The 19,269-nt window shown below is 54.3% G+C and carries 16 protein-coding genes; 5 read left to right on the plus strand and 11 right to left on the minus strand.

Going from position 1 to position 19,269, the window contains the following annotated elements; all coding sequences use genetic code 11:
* Positions 1-18: 18 nt before the first annotated feature.
* The 9 genes from FYZ48_RS23850 to FYZ48_RS23890 form a co-directional block, all read right to left on the minus strand.
* On the minus strand, positions 19-906 hold the full coding sequence (locus FYZ48_RS23850; RefSeq protein ID WP_149345070.1) for a hypothetical protein: 888 nt from the start codon (positions 904-906) through the stop codon (positions 19-21).
* Between the two features lie 18 nt (positions 907-924).
* Positions 925-1,905 (minus strand): AAA family ATPase, encoded by a 981-nt coding sequence (locus FYZ48_RS23855; protein ID WP_149345071.1) that lies wholly within the window; start codon positions 1,903-1,905, stop codon positions 925-927.
* A 543-nt stretch (positions 1,906-2,448) separates the two neighbouring features.
* Positions 2,449-3,036 carry a hypothetical protein gene (locus FYZ48_RS23860; protein WP_149345072.1) on the minus strand — a complete coding sequence of 196 codons (588 nt, stop codon included), beginning with the start codon at positions 3,034-3,036 and terminating at the stop codon, positions 2,449-2,451.
* 85 nt (positions 3,037-3,121) lie between these two features.
* The gene (locus FYZ48_RS23865; protein ID WP_149345073.1) at positions 3,122-3,532 is read right to left on the minus strand and encodes a hypothetical protein; all 411 of its coding nucleotides are present in this window, start codon (positions 3,530-3,532) and stop codon (positions 3,122-3,124) included.
* Between the two features lie 178 nt (positions 3,533-3,710).
* Positions 3,711-3,893, minus strand: a complete 183-nt coding sequence (locus FYZ48_RS23870; protein WP_242022756.1) for a DUF1501 domain-containing protein — start codon at positions 3,891-3,893, stop codon at positions 3,711-3,713.
* A gap of 44 nt (positions 3,894-3,937) precedes the next feature.
* Entirely contained in the window at positions 3,938-4,525 is a 588-nt protein-coding gene (locus FYZ48_RS23875; RefSeq protein ID WP_149345075.1) for a phospholipid scramblase-related protein, read from the minus strand.
* Between the two features lie 399 nt (positions 4,526-4,924).
* Positions 4,925-6,376, minus strand: a complete 1,452-nt coding sequence (locus FYZ48_RS23880) for a DUF1501 domain-containing protein (RefSeq protein ID WP_149345076.1) — start codon at positions 6,374-6,376, stop codon at positions 4,925-4,927.
* A gap of 4 nt (positions 6,377-6,380) precedes the next feature.
* Complete coding sequence (locus FYZ48_RS23885; protein WP_149345077.1) at positions 6,381-9,896, minus strand: DUF1553 domain-containing protein; 3,516 nt, start codon at positions 9,894-9,896, stop codon at positions 6,381-6,383.
* Positions 9,897-10,214: 318 nt separating this feature from the next.
* Positions 10,215-10,508, minus strand: coding sequence for a hypothetical protein (locus FYZ48_RS23890; protein ID WP_145186941.1), 294 nt, complete (start codon positions 10,506-10,508; stop codon positions 10,215-10,217).
* Between the two features lie 217 nt (positions 10,509-10,725).
* On the opposite strand from FYZ48_RS23890, the gene bshB1 reads away from it, so the two are divergent.
* Entirely contained in the window at positions 10,726-11,433 is a 708-nt protein-coding gene (gene bshB1 / locus FYZ48_RS23895; RefSeq protein WP_149345078.1) for a bacillithiol biosynthesis deacetylase BshB1, read from the plus strand.
* A 302-nt stretch (positions 11,434-11,735) separates the two neighbouring features.
* The gene (locus tag FYZ48_RS23900) at positions 11,736-13,193 is read left to right on the plus strand and encodes a Gfo/Idh/MocA family protein (RefSeq protein ID WP_149345079.1); all 1,458 of its coding nucleotides are present in this window, start codon (positions 11,736-11,738) and stop codon (positions 13,191-13,193) included.
* Between the two features lie 63 nt (positions 13,194-13,256).
* Here the strand turns inward: FYZ48_RS23900 and FYZ48_RS23905 are convergent, their stop codons facing one another.
* The gene (locus FYZ48_RS23905) at positions 13,257-15,059 is read right to left on the minus strand and encodes a cation:proton antiporter (RefSeq protein WP_149345080.1); all 1,803 of its coding nucleotides are present in this window, start codon (positions 15,057-15,059) and stop codon (positions 13,257-13,259) included.
* A 237-nt stretch (positions 15,060-15,296) separates the two neighbouring features.
* On the opposite strand from FYZ48_RS23905, the gene FYZ48_RS23910 reads away from it, so the two are divergent.
* A complete protein-coding gene (locus FYZ48_RS23910) occupies positions 15,297-16,517 on the plus strand; it encodes a 2-isopropylmalate synthase (protein ID WP_149345081.1) in 1,221 nt (406 codons plus the stop codon).
* 18 nt (positions 16,518-16,535) lie between these two features.
* Here the strand turns inward: FYZ48_RS23910 and FYZ48_RS23915 are convergent, their stop codons facing one another.
* On the minus strand, positions 16,536-17,351 hold the full coding sequence (locus FYZ48_RS23915) for a phosphoribosylformylglycinamidine synthase subunit PurQ (RefSeq protein WP_145041813.1): 816 nt from the start codon (positions 17,349-17,351) through the stop codon (positions 16,536-16,538).
* Positions 17,352-17,685: 334 nt separating this feature from the next.
* Between FYZ48_RS23915 and FYZ48_RS23920 the strand changes: the two genes are divergently transcribed.
* Both FYZ48_RS23920 and FYZ48_RS23925 read left to right on the plus strand, forming a co-directional pair.
* On the plus strand, positions 17,686-18,045 hold the full coding sequence (locus FYZ48_RS23920) for a hypothetical protein (protein ID WP_145441223.1): 360 nt from the start codon (positions 17,686-17,688) through the stop codon (positions 18,043-18,045).
* 112 nt (positions 18,046-18,157) lie between these two features.
* The gene (locus tag FYZ48_RS23925; protein ID WP_242022757.1) at positions 18,158-19,255 is read left to right on the plus strand and encodes a prenyltransferase/squalene oxidase repeat-containing protein; all 1,098 of its coding nucleotides are present in this window, start codon (positions 18,158-18,160) and stop codon (positions 19,253-19,255) included.
* The last annotated feature ends 14 nt before the right edge of the window (positions 19,256-19,269 follow it).

Raw genomic sequence — 19,269 nt, forward strand, 5'->3', positions numbered from 1 at the left:
CCTGGCAGTCTACAGAAATCAGGAAAACAGCATAAAAAACCGCTCTGGTGGGAACGAACTTAAGAGCGGAGTTACTAGGATACAGACAGCGGGAGAATAATTTGGTGCAAATTGGACTCGAGAGACGAAGTCTTTTATGAGTTCTCCGCGGTCGCTAGGCTTCAACTCAAAAAACTCGCTAGACATTAAATTAGCGCGTCGAAATTCATTCAAATAATTGAGGAGCCCGGGAAACTTTTGCCACTCGATGAATGACGTGAAAGCTAAAATAACTTTTATACCTGGGAATGTTGTGGTATAGCTGCTTAACTTTATTTTTTGGTCAATCGCAACAGTTCGAAACCATTCTTCAACATCAATTTCTTCACTGTCATCACGTAGCCATACTTCCCACCAAAACAGTTCAGATTCCGTAGGAAAAGTATTTTTAGTACCAGTCCAGTAATCTTTAAGTCGAACTGGGCGTATATAATTGATGCCAGATGCTAGTGATTCGTAGCGTGGATTTCCATATTTAGTATTTTTATATTGATAGATTTCAAACTTTTTTTGTAAAGAGTGGAGTTCCTCTTCAGGTATGGCAATCAAAAACTGAAGTCGTCCCTCAAATTCTTTAGCATTGACAACATGGACGCCTTTTGAATTTTCGATTCGATCTAAGTCTAACTTGAAATCTGGACTCTCAATGAAGTTCAAAGGAATAAATTGTAAGTTCTGTCGAACTGGTTCAATTTCTTGCTGCTTTTCTGCATAATGCTTTGCTGTATTAAGATCAGCGAGCAAAACTTGAGCGTGTGTTACTCGATCAGGTTTTTTTTTATCAGAATCACGGGGAGGGAGATTAGTTGTGGTAAAAGTCTCAGACGATCTTGTGTTGTTAAGAATGAGGTTTCTGTAAGCTGTCATTACAATACTTTTTACCTTTTAAAAACTTCTTCTATTTAGGCGTGCCTCAATTTCTTCAATAAGTTTATCAGTTCGGATTGAGCGTCTGTTATCTAAAACTGCTTCCTTTGCTGCTTCATCACAAGCTCGACATATTTCAGCATGGCTTAATCCTTCGGCAGTCTTTGCAACAAGTTTGCGATCTTGTGCATTAAGATTAAACGCTGCAAGCCGGTTTGCAATTAGTTGGTCTATTTCTTGGAGGCATGGAAGACGATATTTTATGATATCATCAAATCGCCTGAATAAAGCCTCATCGAGGATACCATCTAAGTTCGTAGCGGCGATGATCAAACTATCTGAATCATCTTGTTCTAGAAACTGAAGAAACGAATTTAGAACACGTCGAATTTCTCCCACATCATTGTTTCCAGAACGCATAGCCCCAATGGCATCAAATTCGTCAAATAGATAAACACCTGGTGTTTGATGCATTGATTCAAAAATAGCGAAGAGTTTGGCCGCAGTTTCTCCCATGTACTTTGTAAGGAGCGAATGAAACTGGACAGTGAAAAGCGGTAGTTTTAGACTGCCAGCAAGAGCCCATGATGTCATTGTTTTTCCAACACCAGGGGGGCCTACAAGTAGTAGCTTTCTTTTTGCAGTAAGTCCATGTTCCCTTAATTTTGAATGCTGGCGATACTCAATAACTACTTGTTGAAGAAGTTTCATTTGATCTTCTGATAACACCATATCAGTAAGATGTGTTTTAGGATAAGTCGCAGCTAAAAGTGTGGCTAATTCACCACTTGGACGTGCTATCGGTAAGGTGCCGGTAATTTTTGCTTCTCGTTGTTTACCTCTAATTTCATCAACGAGTTCTTTTAATTCAGACCCTAGTTTGCTTTTACCACTCCGTGCTTCATGGGCAGCAATTTGTAAGGCAACCGACACGAATTTTTCATTGTCAGCATCCCCGTAGCTCTTAATTAATGCTTTGATTTGTTGAGCAGTTGCCACTTCTGCCTACCCTTGTTAACAAAATATTATTCTACAACTGAATGAGTAATTAAGCTTTTCACTCGTATTAATTACCTATGGGATAACTAATTTTACTCTTATGCGAGTCCCAAAACCGTGATAAAAGCTTTGATTTGTGGTCGGCATTCTTTATTTGGATAGCGATTGTATGTACACTTATGCGTGGTGGTGTGATGTCCAATTGTATTTGTATCGGCAGGAATCGTTTTTGAAATAACTGATAAGAACGAATTTCTGCATTAGGCAAAATGGGGGGACTGTTCCTCTGGAAACCGAATATGAAAGGAAGAACAATGAAAATTCAGTGCAGAACCAGTCTCATACAATCTGGGTATATCATTGGATTCGTGGTCAAGGATGATATCACTTACGCGTTAGTGGCAGATCGATACGATGGGGCGATTCATGAAATAGAGCGACAGGCTGTATTCGTCGATAAGAAAGAGTTGTAAAGGGGAGAAACAGGGGCAGATCTTTTTAAAACTTAGAACTGCCCCTTTTCCCTTCCTTAAGCACAACCACCTACGGTAGCGGAACATCATCGAACACAAGTTCGCGGCGGTTGTTTGCATCGCCGAAGGTAAAGCGCAGCACCACCGTTTCCGCAGGCTGGAACTTGCCGGACAGGGTGAAGGAGTAGACCTTGGACTGCTGCTCATTCAGATCTTGGGGCAATCCGACGGGGAAGGTGGCGGCGGGCAGCTGCGGAGAATTACAATCCATTTCGGCGATGCCATTGCTGCGACTTCCGATGACGCGACCGTTTGCTGCAATTCTGACTTTGCCGACCAGTGGTTTGCCATCTGTCGTTTCTGCGTTGAAGCCCCACGTTTCGTCTTTGTCTATGAGTTTTTCGATGACAGCGACGACGCGCATCCAGGGCACCGCGTTGTTGCCGGGAGGACGGCCGCCTTCGTCAATCGGCGCTTGCGAATCTACAAACGCAATCCCTTGGGTGATGCCCAGCAGCGAAACGCGATAGTCCCTGTTTTGCTGCACCGATTCGAACGTGGCAATCTCTGATTTCCGCGTCTCTTCTTCAGCATTCGAGAATACGGAAGCCGCGCCTGCGACAACCACGGCAATAACGAAGGTGAGGTGTCGATTCATCGTCGGTCTCCTTTGGTCGAGCTGAGTGGCAGAACTGTTGCTAGACAGAATCGATTACGGGGCGAGCCCTGTTTCGTTTCTGTTCTCAGACATTATCCTGTGAAGTTTCTTCCGACAGGTTCTTCAGCAAGCCGAGTATTTCCAGTGACCGGTCAACATGCTGCTGGTCAGCTCCGATGTACGAAATATCATTAATCAGGTCGCTGATCATGACCGCGATTCTTGCCATGGGGGCTGCAGCATCGCGTTTCGTTTTGATTGACTTCGACATACTCGTGAGTTGTGAGAGCCACGTTGGATAATCGGGGTTTCCTTCCCCGTTTATCGTTTTGTGGCTCCATCTGGCAAACCACTCGAAGAAACGAATCAACTTTGGACTCGCCTTGCGTCTCGTCAAAAGCGACAGGGCGCAGTCCGTAATCGCATCAATGTTCGTTTCGAATTGCCGATCCAGTTCATCGAGATAGGCTTCATCGAAATCGTCTTCTTCGTTCACTGAAACAGGACCCGATAACTTGTGATTAACCCGCACGGACTGAGCCCGACTTTTTCGTGTACGATATCATAATTCCGAATTCCTGTTTGTTAAGTGGAAAACGGAATTAGTTGATTTTAAATATCGCCTGAGTACTGATTTGGAAGTGACACGAATCATAAAAATAACTTGCCCGATATCAAGCTAATACCCCCTCCAGCAAATGATCCTCATCCGCCGGGCCGATCAACCGCTGGTCCAACCCCTGGTACGGCACCTTCAGTTGCCGGGCGTCCAACCCCGTCAGATGCAGAATCGTTGACTGCAGATCCCGCACGCTGGCTTTCTTTTCGGTGACGAAGTAGCCCAGTTCGGCAGCCAATTCGGGGTCTGCCCCCTTTTCCCTCATCCGTCAATAATGCGGCGCTACTCTTTCAGCACCATGTCGATACACATTACCGCAGCCATAATCAATTGCCGCAGTGGATTGTCCTGCGGTATCGTGTCAAACATTTCCAGTACATAGTTGTCGGCACTGGTGAAGAGTTCCTTTCCCATCCCAGACCACTTTTTCGAGACGTGCGCGAAGTCGACGCCATCTTTCATAAAGTGAAAGTTCCAGCCGGTCCATTTCCCTTTTAGCTCACATAAGGGGCTGTCATCCGGCCCTAAAACATGAAATGCACCGCCGATTGAGAAAAACTTTTCTTTGAAGCCGCCGATGTACGTGTCGTTTTTGTCGAATACGGCGACGGTGGATAGAAAGAGTGAAACTCCGCGCGAGATACGAATGACTTGCTCACCCGACGGCGTGCGGATTTGAATATCGAAAGGCGTCATCCGCTTATAGTCTGTGAAGCGGAGCATCTTTGTGAAGGTCCCCAGATTATTCTCGCGGCATTCCAGAATCATTTCACCCGTTTCCGGGTCGTATATATCAAAGTTGTTGGCCGCCTTGAACATACCCACGTGTTCTTTGACGAGATACAAATTGCGATTCAATACGTCGTGCATGCTTTTTTTACCCATGGATTTACGGAAAATGATCTGAATCGCATTCTCAAGTGGTCCGACTTCGCGAAGGAGCCAATCCGCATTTTCTCAATAAACCAAGAAAGCGTTCAATTGTACCCATGTTAACGGATGTGGAGTATTCTGTCTACCGCTTAGACAGGTGATATAACAAGCCAGCGGATCCGGATCATGAAGCTTATCAGAAAGATATCCCACTGCCTGACTGAAACGCTCGCTATCCACCCTGAGGACCACAGACTGAGTCCGAACTTGTCGTGCGCGATATCATCATTCCGATTTCCTGTTATGTTAATAAGGAGAAAGGAATAAATTGTTTTTTGGATATCGCCTGAGAACTCACTTGGAACTGGCACGCATGATGAGAAAATCATCCTCTCCTCAAGCCAGCACCCCTTCCAGCAAGTGATCCTCATCCGCCGGGCCGATCAGCCTTTGGTCTAACCCCTGGTACGGCACCTTCAGCTTGCGGGCGTCCAGGCCGGTCAGATGCAGGATTGTTGACTGCAGATCGCGGACGCTGGCTTTCTTTTCGGCGACGAAGTAGCCGAGTTCGTCGGTTTCGCCGTAGGAGACGCCGCCTTTGATGCCGCCGCCGGCCATCCAGATGGTGTAGCAGTGCGGGTGGTGGTCGCGGCCCAGGAAGGTGGAACCGTTGCGGGCTTCGTTCATCGAGGTGCGGCCGAATTCACCGCTCCAGACGATCAGCGTTTCATCGAGCAGGCCCCGCTGTTTGAGGTCGGTAATCAACGCGTACAGCGGGCGGTCGATGTCTTTGGCCTTGTTCGGCACCGCGGTGATCAGGTCGTTCCCCTTGCTCGTGCCGTGCATGTCCCAGCCGTAGTCGAACAGCTGGATGAACCGCACGCCCCGTTCCACCATCCGGCGGGCCAGCAGGCAGTTGTTCGCGAACGAAGGCGCACCGCCGGTTGTGCCGTAGAGTTCGTGCGTCGCTTTGGTTTCGCTGGTCAGATCGACGGCTTCGGGAACCGACATCTGCATGCGGAACGCGAGCTCGTACTGGTTGATGCGGGTCAGCGTTTCCGGGTTGCCGAACTGCTTGAGCTCGAATTCATTCAGCTTCTTCAGCGCATCCAGGCTTCGCCGGCGGACCTCCCGGTTGATCCCTTTCGGGTTTGAGACATACAGAATCGGGTCGCCGCTGGTCCGGCACTGCACCCCCTGGTAGACGGACGGCAGAAAGCCGCTCCCCCACAGGCTCTTCCCCCCACTTGGATCGCTGCCGCCGCTGAGCAGCACCATGAACCCGGGCAGGTTTTTGTTTTCCGAACCGAGACCGTAGGTGATCCACGACCCCATCGAGGCCCCGCCGAATCGGGGGGCACCGGTATACAGGAACAGCTGGGCGGGCGCGTGGTTGAACTGATCGGTGTGCATCGACTTGATGACGGCCACGTCGTCGGCGACCTTCTGGAAGTTCGGCAGCAGCTCGCTCATCCAGGTGCCACCTTCGCCGTACTGTTTGAATTTGTAGGGCGTCCCCAGCATCTTGGGATGTCCCTTGATGAACGCGAAGCCGCGACCCTTCAGGAACGAATCGGGGCAGGGCTGCATGTTGCGTTTGACCAGCTCCGGTTTATAGTCAAACAGTTCCTGCTGCGGAGGCGAACCGGCCATGTGCAGGAAGATCACGTGCTTCGCTTTCGCGGGCAGACGGAACGGCGGCGCTTCCGGCTGCTCCGGTTTATTGGCGGCGGCACAGTTGTTCTCCGCGAGCATCGCTCCCAGAGCGATCGAACCGATGCCGGTTGACCCCTGGGCGAGAAAGTGGCGGCGGGTCACCGCCTGCAGTTGCTGTTGTTTCAAATTCATCGGTCTATCCTTTCGTGAGAACGCCATCCATGTTGAGCAGCACGTTGGCGATCACGGTCCAGGCTGCGAGTTCTGCGGGGTTGTATTTTTCAGGCAGGGGGTGCAGCGGGTTCTCCAGGAGCTGTTTCGCTTCCTCGGGATGGGCTGCATAGTAGGCCTTTTCAGATTCATAAAGTTCGAGCAGCGGCTGCACCTGCTCGGGTTGCGGCGGACGGAGCAGGCAGAGCTGGAGTCCATACTTGATGCGGGACTCCGTTGTCGTTCCCCCTTCTTCATACAGTCGTCGAGCCAGGGCCTGCGAGATTTCGATAAAGACGGGATCGTTCATCGTAATCATCGCCTGCAGCGGCGTATTGGTGTTGATGCGGCGGATCGTACAGATCTCCCGGCTGGGCGCATCGAAGGTTGCCATCGAAGGGTAGGGGACCGTACGCCGCCAGAAGGTATACAGCCCCCGGCGGTAGCGATCCTTGTCTTTGCTGGTGGCCCAGGTCCGCTGACCGTTGAACGCAGCCCGCCAGATGCCCTCGGGTTGCACCGGGTAGACGGACGGCCCGCCGACCTGCTTCGTCAGCAGACCACTGACGGCCAGTGCCTGGTCGCGAATCATCTCCGCCGACAGACGGAACCGCGGTCCGCGGGAGAGCAGCCGGTTCTTGGGATCTTTCTGAATGTGAATCGGCTCTGTCGTCGAAGACTGCCGATAGGTGTTCGACATCACGATGGTCTTCAGCAGGGCTTTCATGTCCCAGCCGTTCTCAACGAATTCGGTGGCCAGCCAGTCCAGCAGTTGCGGATGACTGGGGAGCTCGCCCTGGGTGCCGAAGTCTTCTTCGGTCACGACCAGTCCCGCCCCAAACAGCTGTGACCAGTAACGGTTCACGGCGACCCGCGCGGTCAGCGGGTTGGCTGGATCGGTGAGCCACTTCGCGACTGCGATGCGGTTGTTAGGCGTCTCTTTCGGAGCCGGGTTGAACGAACTCAGCAGCGCTGGTTCGACCAGGTCGCCCGGCTGCAGGAAGCTGCCCCGCACCATGATGTGCGTTTCCCGCTGCTTGTCGGCCGGCAGCTCTTCCATGATGGGCAGCTGTGGATATTTCGGTTTCGCCTTCTGCAGTTTGGCGATCTCGTCCCGCGTCGGTTTGAGCAGTGGTGCGACGCCGCGATAATACGCGGCCAGCTTGTCGCGCTGGGCCGGCGTGCGGGCTTCGGAGAGGGTATCGACAATCGCCAGAATGTCATCGGGCACCTTGAGCCGGGGCTCGAGCTGGGAATCATTTGTGAACGACAGCCGGAAGTGTCCCAGGGCGTACTGGGGATCTTTGTAATTGTGTGACAGCGTGACGATCAGTCGCTGTTTGCCTGTCGGCTGCGCGGTTCCGTGATCAGGAAAGAAGTAGGCACTGTTTTCCTTACCAAACTGAGGCGCGATGCCCCAGCCGGTTTTGCTGCCGCTCTTGGGATCCAGCGTTGCACTCACGGGGAAGCCGGACTGCGAGTGAGAAGCGAGGGCCCGCTTGAGAGGAATCACCCGCCGATCCGAAACGGACAGTGTGGTACTGGGATTCGGAGCTTTCGCGACGATCGTCTGCCAGACCACCTTGCGATCCTTATCGAGCAGGCTGACTTTGAAGTTCGCCAGCCGATCGCCCGAACCATCGGTGCGGTTCCAGATCTGAATGCGTTCGACGGGCGTCTCTGACTTGAGGTCGAGCTCCCACCAGGGTTGGACTTCCTGGTTCGTGTGCGTCGTGGACTTCGCGTTGAAGAAGTGACCGTCGGTGTTGCCATCGATGGCGAGCTTTGCGGGCGCGGAGTAGCCGGTGCTCGACTGTGTGGCGACTCCCTGGCCGGCGATGTTCTTATTTCCCTGGAAGACCTGTACCTCGGCCAGCGAGAGAAACTGTTTCGCTTTTCCCTGGTGTTCGATCCGCAGGAATTGACCCTGGGCGGGGGCATCTTTGTTTTCGCCTTTGACCGGCTGCATTTCGACTTTGATATTTGAGAGGACGAAGTTCCCGTCTTTGGCCCGTCCGGGACCGCTGGCCGCGAGACTTTTATCCGGCAGAACTTCGAGCCGCAGCGCTTTGAAGGCGGGGGCATCGATCTCGGTTTCGATGGTGTAGCTTTCTTTCGCCGCGGGCCCCGTGGCCAGAATCGAACCGTCATCCTGAATCGCAAACTTAGTGGTCTTTGCTGTTGAAGTCACGCTGGTCGGTTTCAATGTCTGCCAGTCAGGCTTAGCGTGCAGCGTGCTTTCCCACTTCTGTTGTGCCGCTGCGAGTTCTTTGGTGGGGGTATTCAGTTTCTGGTTGAGCGTTGCGATTTCGGCTTCGATGCGTTTGGTCTGTTGCAACATCTCCGATGTGGGAGCGGCAATCGTCGGGGCATCGGTTGGCTGATCGTTGTCTGCAGTCTGATTGAAGATCGCGTAGAGCTGATAGTATTCCTTCTGCGTGATGGGATCGTATTTGTGCGTGTGACATTTCGCACAACCCATGGTGAGCCCCATCCAGACCTGGATCGTGGTATCGACGCGGTCCCGCACGGCGGCGACGCGGAATTCTTCGTCGTCGGTGCCCCCTTCGGTGTTGGTCATGGTATTCCGATGGAAGGCGGTCGCGACTTTCTGTTCGAGTGTCGGATTGGGGAGCATGTCGCCGGCCAGCTGTTCGAGGGTGAACTGATCGAAGGGCATGTTCTGATTAAAGGCATTGATGACCCAGTCCCGGTAGCGCCAGATCTCCATTCGCAGCGGATCGGAGCCGTAGCCTTTCGAGTCGGCGTAGCGGGCCAGGTCGAGCCACTTGCGGGCCCAGCGTTCGCCGTAGGCAGGATCGCTTAAAAAGCGGTCGACCAGTTTCTCGTAGGCATCGGGCGATTTGTCATTCACGAACTGTTCGACTTCGGCCAGCGTCGGAGGCAGCCCCCGCAGGTCGAAGCTCAGGCGACGAATCAGTGTGTAGCGGTCGGCTGCGGGGCTCGGTTTGAGTCCCGCTTGTTCCAGCTTCGCGAGGATGAAGCGATCAATGGCATTCGCGGGCCAGTCCTGCTGTTTGACCGCGGGAAGCGCAGGACGCTGAGGTGGAATGAACGACCAGTGCCGGGCATAAGGGGCCCCCTGTTCGATCCAGGCTTTGATCTTCGCGATCTGGGCGTCGGTCAGTTTCTCACCCACATCGGGGGGCGGCATGACCGCGTATTCGTCTTCGGAGGTGATCCGCTTGAAGAGTTCGCTTTTCGCGGCGTCTTCGGGGACGATCGCATGGGCGTCGCTTTCGAGTTTCATGACGGCGGAAGCGCGTTCATCCAGACGCAGTCCGGCTTCGCGGGTTTCAGGATCGGGACCGTGACAGTGGAAGCAGTTCTTGGAGAGGATCGGTCGGATATCCCGATTGAAATCGATCTCGGGTGTGTTGGTCTGCGAGGATGGATCCGCAGGGGGAGCGGCACTCGCAGCGTGCGCGCTGAGCAAGAGGATTCCTGCCAGAGAAATGGTTCTCAGGTAGAGATTCCACATGGGTATGCACCTTCAGGTAGGATTTGCGGTGCCGTCGTACCCGGGGAGAGCGTCTCACAGGCTGAGCGCAGGTAGAGAGAATGGTACAACAAACAGCGCGGGTTCAGGTTTGGTGATACCAGTCCGTCTGTCGGTATGTAGACTGACGGTAGCCGACGGTTCTGAAGCGTACGGCAGGTAAGTTAATTCACTCCAGACAAGACGAAAACGCCCTGCCTGTATTAACTTAATATAATTAATGGATCGAGCAGATGCAAGAAAAAGTATCACCCCGCATCAGGGGAGACAGCGGCCCCCGGCTGCCTCCGACTGGTGGGATCAATCGATACCCAGGTTCCGTTCGATGCTGCGTGCTTTGGAACTCATCACGTATTTCTGCCACCAGGGGTCCGGATCGTATTCACGGGGACGGTCGCCGCGGGCTTCTTCCCCCACATAGCCCCACTGGTCGACTTCATCTTCGCCGCTCCAGTCGGAATCGAAGGGTTTGGGTTTGAAGGCACGCATGGTTTCGTGTTGCAGTTCTGAAATGGGCTTCATCACCTGTGCGCAGCCGCTGGTGAAGAGAAACACCGGGCCACAGGCGATCAACGCCAGGACAAAGGATTTCATGAGAGGATCCTCCATACAATCATCGTCGGCAGGGACAGCGCGTGCCTCGACCGTTATGATTGATGGTCTACAATAGTAATAATGTGGAATTGTGAGTGGGACGGGGGTCCCATTGAGAGAGAGTGCGAGGGATTTTAAGGATTTCGGTTTTCAAGTCTAGCCTGATTTTCGTGAGTCCGGTCCGGAGCAGTTTGAGTCTGTTATTTAAGGAGTATCCGTGGGTTCTCAATTAGATGTACTGGTCGTCGCCCCGCATCCCGATGATGCGGAAATCAGCGTGGGAGGCACTATTCTGGCCTGCAAAGCCGCGGGACAGCGTGTGGGAGTTGTGGAGTTAACCAATGGTGAGCCAACGCCTTACGGCAGTCCCGAGATCCGGGCGAAAGAGACCGCAGCCTCGACGGAAGTCCTGCAGCTGGACTGGCGGGAGAATCTGCAGCTGCCGAACCGGAGTCTGGAATCGAGTCTGACTGCCCGCAGACAACTGGCCGAAATCTTTCGCGAACAGCAGCCGAAAGTGATTCTCGCCCCCTATTGGGAAGACGTGCACCCCGATCACGTGGCCGCCAGTCATCTGGTAGATGCGGCCCGGTTCTGGTCGAAACTCAGTAAAACCGATATGTCGGGCGAACGCTACTGGCCGCCCCAGATCTATTATTTCTGGAGCATTCATCTGCGGATTCATCCCAAGCCGAGTTTCGTATTCGATATTTCTCCGCATATCGAGCAGAAAATGCAGGCGGTTCGCTGCTATGAAAGCCAGATGATCCAGGGGCGTTCCGAAGAGCATCCGACAGTGCTGGACGACATCAAAGACCGGGCTCGCTACTGGGGCTGGACCATTCATCGTGCCTATGGTGAACCCTTTGCCAGTCGTGAAGAGATCGGAATTCAAAGTTTTCTGCCATTATCGGCGGCGAAATGAACGTAAGCATTCATAGTTGCGCGGATTCTTCCGGCTGGGGTATCCGCAGGTTTCCAGCGAGGAAATCACCCTGAATCGGGGCGGTTTTTCGGTTCAACCTTGAATGTTCGTCCTTTCATCGGTTAGACTTTGCTAAACAGAATTTACAAAATTCCGGAATGACGGCACCTGAACTGGCTGTGGTCGAGTACTCAGGCACGGTTTGACTGTGTACTGCATCACCTGGCTGTCTGTTGTTCCACCCCGCCTGAGCGTGCACAGTGCCACCTACCTTCTGACACTAAATGAGGAGAAAAAAGAAGATGTCTCAACAATCTCGTCGCGAATTCCTTGAACAATCGATGTTTGCTGCCGCTGGCGCAGCAGCTCTGAGCACTTCGATTCCTCAGCTCTCTGCAGCCGAGTCGCAGTCCAGCAGCCCCAACGAAAAACTGCGTGTCGCCCTGCTGGGGGTTAATGGCCGTGGTCAGTCTCACCTGAGTGCCTTCGCCGGTCGTAAAGACACCGAAATCGTCGCCATCGTCGATCCCGATGAAAGTGTGGGGATGACCAAAGGTGTGGGTAACGTCTACAAAAAGACCAACAAAAAACCAACCTACTACAAAGACCTGCGGAAAGCCCTCGACGATCAGGATATCGATATCGTCAGCATCGCCACTCCCAACCACTGGCACGCTCTGGGAGCGATCTGGGCGATCCAGGCTGGTAAAGACGTTTACTGTGAAAAGCCGGTCAGCCACAACGTGAGCGAAGGTCGTCGGATTGTGGAAGCCGCCCGTAAGCACAACAAGATCGTCCAGACCGGTACTCAGTGCCGTTCACAACCTGGTCTGATCGATGCGATTGAATTCGTGAAAGCCGGCGGCATCGGCGAAGTCAAACTGGCTCGCGGTACCTGCTACAAGCGTCGTAAATCAATCGGCCCTAAAGGGAACTACGATGTACCAGCCAGCGTCGACTACGATCTGTGGCTCGGACCTGCACCGATGGCACCGCTGACACGTCAGCGTTTCCACTACGACTGGCACTGGCAGACACCAACCGGTAACGGCGACCTGGGTAACCAGGGGATTCACCAGATGGACGTAGCCCGCTGGGGTCTCGGCGTTGATAACGTCGGCGACAGTGTTCAGGCTTACGGCGGTCGTCTGGGTTACACCGATGCCGGTAATGTAGCCAACACTCAGGTCAGCATTCACCAGTTCGGCGACAAGCGTCTGGTCTTCGAAGTACGTGGTCTGGAAACCGAACCTTATCGTGGTGCCAAAGTAGGGGTGATCTTCTACGGTACCGACGGTTACGTTGTGATTCCAAGCTACAACAGTGCTTCTGCCTTCAACAACGACGGCAAGCTGATCAAGAAGTTCTCCGGTTCTGCCGATCACTTCGCCAACTTTGTGGATGCTGTTCGCAGCCGCAAGATCAGCGATCTGAACGCCGACATCGAAGAAGGTCACATCTCCAGTGCCCTGTGTCACCTGGGTAACATTTCCTACGAAATGGGCAACACAATGCCTGTGAAGGAAGTCGCCGGTGAATTCAAGGGTGATAGCGAAGCCCTGGAAACTCTGGGCCGCTTCCGCGAGCACCTGGGCAACAACAAGCTCGATACTGATGACACCATCGTCAGCATGGGCCCTAAACTGACCATCGACAGCAAGTCAGAAACCTTCACCGGTGGACAGGCTTCTGCAGCGAATCCGAAACTGACTCGTGAATACCGTAAGCCGTTCGTGGTTCCCACAACTGCTGAACTGTAAGAGTCTGTTTCAATCTGAAACGATCATGACCAGGCCCCCTTCCACAGCGAAGGGGGCCTTTTTTTATGTCTGGTCGGAGGACTGCCCCGATTCGAATTTCCTGGTCGACTTCAACAGCTGCTGCAGCAGTTGGGGGGAATCCAGAATGTGTTTCGCCAGGCATTCGCCCACGTGTTCCTCTTCATCGACAATCACATCCGCTCCCGCTGCGAGGAGCTGCCAGTGATGCAGGTGATAGCGACAGCGGACATACAGGGTCGTTGCCGGTGACATCTGACGTACCAGGTAGATGATCTGGCGGCAGACCGTGGGACTGGGCAGAGTCGTAATCACCAGGCGGGAGCGATACAGGCCCGCATGTTCCAGCACTTCGATCTGAGTCGCATCGCCCAGCTGGGAACGGAGACCGTACTGTTCTGCCATCCGCAGGTTCTCGTGGTTGAGATCGACGACCACAATCTTTTTCAGACCGACCTGCAGCAGTTCGCCGGCGACCCGCTGGCCGGCGGGACCGAATCCCAGGATGAGAACCAGGTCATCGTCGGTCTCCCGGCTGGATTCCAGATCGGCGGCATCTACATGCGGTAAGAGTGATTCGTTTTCAGCCGGTCGTCGGCCCCCCAGTCGGCGGAGCAGGTTCGCGGCGACTGGTGCCAGCTGAATCAGGTAGGGAGTCAGCAGCAGTGTGGCGATCGTCGATGAAATGATCAGGCGGAATGTGGTTTCCGAGAGAATTCCAGGTGCATCCTCCGTGCCCCGCGCCACGGTGGCCAGTACAAATGAGAATTCCCCAACCTGGGCCAGACAGAGGCCGGTTCCCAGGGCGAACTGCCAGGGCTGACCACAGAACCAGGCTGCGCCGAAGGTGATCAACAGCTTGCCTGTTATGATCGCCGCAACTACAGCGAGCACGAGTCCCAGATGTTGGACGGCCCAGCTCAGGTCACCAAACATGCCGACGGCAGAGAAGAACAGGGTGACAAGCACCGTTTTCAGCGGCTGGACATCGGCGCGAATCTGGGTGGCAAACGGGGAGATCGCCAGCAACACACCCGCGACAAACGCGCCCAGAGCAGGGCTGAGTCCAAGTCGATGCGCGGCCCAGGCGGAGCCCGCCGCCATCACCATCGCCAGCAGAATCGGGAAATCACGGTTCCGTCTGAGAGACGACAGTTCCAGAAGTCGGGGCAGGATGAAGTTGAACAGACCATAAAAGACAGCCACAAAGACAACCGCCAGCAGAAACGATATCGAAAGCTGAATCGCGATCTCTCCCGCCGAGCCTTTGCCGACCAGCGCGGTAATGATCAACATCAGCGGGATGACGGCCATGTCCTGAACCAGTAGAATTCCCAAAGCAGTGCGACCGTGAGGGGCGTCGAGTTCGGCCCGGTCATTGAGCATGCGCACGACACACGCGGTACTGCTGAGGGCGATCATCGCTCCGATCGCGAGGGCCTCGGGAAAGGAAAAACTCAACAGCAGCGAGACGGACAGTCCTCCGAGCAGCGTGAGAATGATCTGCAGGATGCCGGCGACCAGCGGGATGCGTCCCAGTCGTTTGAGACGCGGTAGGGAAAATTCAAGACCGATGGCAAACAGCAGCAGAGCCACTCCCAGTTCCGCGAGGTCAAAAATGCTCTGCCGGTCCGCGACCCAGCCCAAAAGGTTGGGACCGACGAGGGTCCCCGCGGCGATGTAGCCCAGGATGGCACTCTGTCTGAGCTGTTCGGCCAGGGTTCCCAGCACAATGGCCGTTGCCAGCAGAATGAGAATATCTGCCAGGGAATGCCACATCGTCCCTTCAGTGGCAGCCAGGAGATGGAAAGATTGAGTGGGGAACACTCCAAAGTCGAACACGGTCATCGCTGCAAAATCCTTTATGGCGGGTGGAATCTGTGGGGATCATATACGAGTCATAACGGGGAGGGAAGATCCGGCAGGCATGGATTGGCCGAGTAAAACGCAATGAGTTTCGCGGACAGAGGGAATCCCTCGGAAATCGATTGAATGTCTCTGAAAACAGTGTCAGATCGACGGAGGCTGGCTATAATCGTGTTCCAGTCGGGATACTGCTTTCAGTTTTAGTATGGATGCGAATGGATGTTTCAGTTTTTCTCTGGTGCCAAAAAACACGTCAAGAATAAAGTCAAGCGGGCAGTGATCCGTCATCACCGTCGTTCCGGTGCGGTCCTGTTCAGCGATACGACTCTGCGCGACGGCGAACAGATGCCCGGCGCCACGCTTGATCCAGCCGAGAAACTGCAGATTGCCAAAGCCCTCGAAGCAGCCGGCGTGCATTCACTGGATGCCGGTTTCCCCGCTTCGTCGCAGGCGGACATCGAAGCGATTCAAAGTATGGTCGGTGTGATCAAGAAGCCGGTGCTCACGGCACTCTGTCGTACGCTGCCCGGGGACATCGACGCTGCCGACGAGGCGCTCGCCGGCAATCCGCCACACAAACGGGGCGTGAGTCTCTTCTGCGGGACGAGTCCGCTGCATCGTGAGTTCAAACTGGAGAAGAGTAAAACCGAAGTCCTCAAACTGATCGTCGACAGTATTCAATACGCGGCGGAAAAGTTCGACATCGTGGCGTTCAGTCCCGAAGATGCGAGTCGGACCGAAGTCGACTTCCTCTGTGAAGTCTACCGGGAAGCGATTGCTGCCGGGGCGACGACCATCGGGTTTCCCGATACCGTGGGCATCCTGACCCCGTACAAGGCGCAGGAACTGATCTGTCAGATTCAGGATCAGGTGCCCGGCATTGAGAACGTACTGCTGGCGGTGCACTTTCATAACGATCTGGGACTGGCGGTCGCGAATACGCTGGCCTGTATCGATGCGGGGGCAAATGTCGTGCAGTGTACCGTCAACGGCATTGGAGAGCGGGCCGGCAATGCGGCACTGGAAGAGGTCGCGATGGCCCTGCATCTGCACCAGGATGAATTTGAGCGACCGCACAAACTGGATGTATCACAACTCGCGCCACTCTGCAGTCTGGTTTCCGAACTGACGGGCATTCCTCTCTCACCGATGAAGCCGATTGGCGGCAGCAATATCTTCGCGACTGAAGCGGGCATCCACCAGGACGGACTGTTGAAGAACCCCGATACGTATCTGCCTTATCGACCAGAGACGGTCGGCGCAGAGGGCGTGCGACTGGTACTCGGACGTCACAGCGGTCGGAGAGCCATCCTGCACCGCCTGCATGAACTGGGCCGTGAGCCGAGTGAGCAGACTGTGCAACGCGTGATGCAGGCTATTAAAGAACTCCCCAAGGGGGAGCTCGTCGATGATGACCTGCTGCTGAAACTCTCGAGCTGAATCGTTCGCTGCTCAGACTCAGGCGAAGTAGTTGACCGCATTGCGGAACAACTGGATGCCTGCGCCTTCCCCTTCCAGGCCCAGTCGCGTCCACTGCGGATGCTGTGTGGCGAACAGGTAACGTTCGGGGTGAGGCATCAGCCCCAGAACGCGACCGGAAGGATCTCCCAGGGCGGCGATGTTACAGGCCGAACCGTTCGGGTTCACCGGATAGGGGAGGATTTCCTCCTGCAGCGTCGTTTCTGCGTCACCGGTTTCCCGATAGCACATTGCGATCTGCGAATTGGCCTGCCAGTTTTCGATGACTGACGGATCACTGACGGCGATGCGGCCTTCAGCATGCGCGATGGGCAGTTCGATCTGGTCGATGTCTTTGAGGAATACGTTCTCTTTGGCGAGCACTCCCAGGTTGACCCACAGCGATGTGTATTTGCCGTTGTTGTTCCAGGTCAGCGTGGCATCGCGGGGCTGATCGGCTTTGGGGGGCCAGCTGGCAGCTCCACCGGGCAAAATTCCCGATTTGAGCAGCACCTGGAATCCGTTACAGATCCCCAGGACCAGTTTGTCAGCGGCCAGGAAGTTGCCGATCACTTCTCCCAACTGTCCCTGCAGGTGACTGGCAAAAATGATGCCCGCGCCCACGTCATCACCATAGCTGAAGCCACCGGGCAGGCAGAGGATCTGGTAATCGTTCAGTTGCGCCGGGTTTTCGAGCAGTTTGAGCAGATGGATGCGGGTGGATTCGGCTCCACAGAGATCAAAGGCATGTGCCGTTTCGATATCGCAGTTCGTTCCGGGGGCACGTAACACACAGACTTTGGGAGAAGTTGACATGGGAGCAGCGTAAATCCTTTGTTTCGATACCAGTCTCAGGGGAAGACGAAAATTGTTTCCACTACAGAGGATGCTATTGCGAAAACCGGTTTTCTGCCAGCGTCAGCACCGGGTTAGCCTCTGAAAAACCGGGTTTTCCTCAGTTTGATGCATCAGGGCTTGATTATATCGTTGTAAATTGAGAAATACGAGCGGTTTAGAGGCGTTCTTCAGATCGCCGATCCTGAAAAATCTCTCTATTCGTCAGGCAGGTCATCTGCTATAGTCCGGCCCCTGTTCTAGAGCCTCTGCTTTCCGCCGAGGACTGACCCGTTTTTCCAAAGTCTGTCATTTCATGAATTCCTGGTTTCGTCTCTGCGTGATCGTGTTACTTACACCTGCCTGTGCAGGCTGTATTAACTCCACGAATACGCGTATTCCCCGGCTGTTTTCGGACCGTCAGGCGATGAACCGCAGTCAGAAAATGGAAGAACGGAAGATGATGGAGCTGGAAGATCCGATTCCCTCCAGCTCTCTGGGACCGGAAGTCGTCCGTCCCCCAGATTTCAGCCGTCAGCGGACCGAATCGCGGTTGGCCATCGAGCAGTCGATGATGACGAAACCCACTGCACAACCTCAGCCGGGGGGAGCCATGCGGCCTACGCCCCGCTTATCGGGACGCAATTCGAAATATCCGGAAGTCATTCAGCCCTGATCCAGCCGATCGAGCTGTTTTTCCAGGCTGCTGCTTTTCATTACTCCTCGATCCCGTACAATACAGGGGTAAGTCGACTCCGATTTCACTCTGTTCAGGGTAAGTGACTGTTTTGCGATACCTGCGATTTCAACCAGGCCTCTTCACTCCAATCCCGGTTTCCGTCCGCGGTCTGGTTCTGGCGCTGACGTTGATCCTTGGCGGAGCAGTACAGCCCGTCGCAGCCCAACCGGAAATCAACCGTTCGATCGACGCGCAGGGCAAACGCTATTACACACCACCGGCGCGACTGGCGGTGGAACGTGGTCTGCAGTATCTGGCTGAGCGTCAACATCCTGATGGTTCTTTCGGTTCCGGTTCCACTTTCAAGAACAATGTGGCCATTACCGCGCTGTGTGGCATGGCCTTTCTGGGCGACGGGAACACACCGGGGCGAGGCAAGTACGGCGTTCAGGTTCAGAAAGCCGTTGATTTCATTCTCGCTTCCTGTAAGCCATCCGGATATATCATTTCGCCCGACAGCATCTCACACGGCCCGATGTACGGTCATGGCTTTGCGACGCTGTTTCTCGCGGAAGTTTACGGGATGACGCGCAGCAAAGATGTCCGCGTCAAACTCGAAAAAGCAGTGGAGCTGATCGTCAAATCGCAAAACTCCAAAGGGGGCTGGCGCTACACGCCGGAAAGTAAGGACGCGGATCTGTCGGTTACCGTCTGTCAGATCATGGCCCTGCGGGCTGCCCGTAACTGCGGCATCTTTATCTCCAAAGAGGTCATCGATCGCTGTATCGATTATGTGAAAAAGAGTCAGAACCCCGATGGTGGCTTTCGCTACCAGCTGGTCCGGCAGGCCGAGAGTGAGTTCCCACGCTCGGCAGCAGGCGTTGTCGCTTTATACAGCGCCGGGATCTATGAAGGCCCGGAGATCGAAAACGGGCTGACCTACCTGATGGGCCGGTTGCCTAATCAGCGTTATTTCCGGGGCAGTCATTATTACTACGGTCAGTATTATGCAGTCCAGGCGATGTGGCAGGCGGGACAGCAGTACTGGGATACCTGGTACACCGCGATTCGCGAAGAGCTCGTCGCCGGCCAGATGGCGAGTGGCAGCTGGCGTCCCGACAGTTCCAACTGCGTGGAATACAGCACGGCCATGTCCTGCATCGTTCTACAGATCCCCCGCAATAACATCCCGATTTTCCAGCGTTGATCAGGAATGCTGCA

Source organism: Gimesia chilikensis, from assembly GCF_008329715.1.
Lineage (GTDB): Bacteria > Planctomycetota > Planctomycetia > Planctomycetales > Planctomycetaceae > Gimesia > Gimesia chilikensis.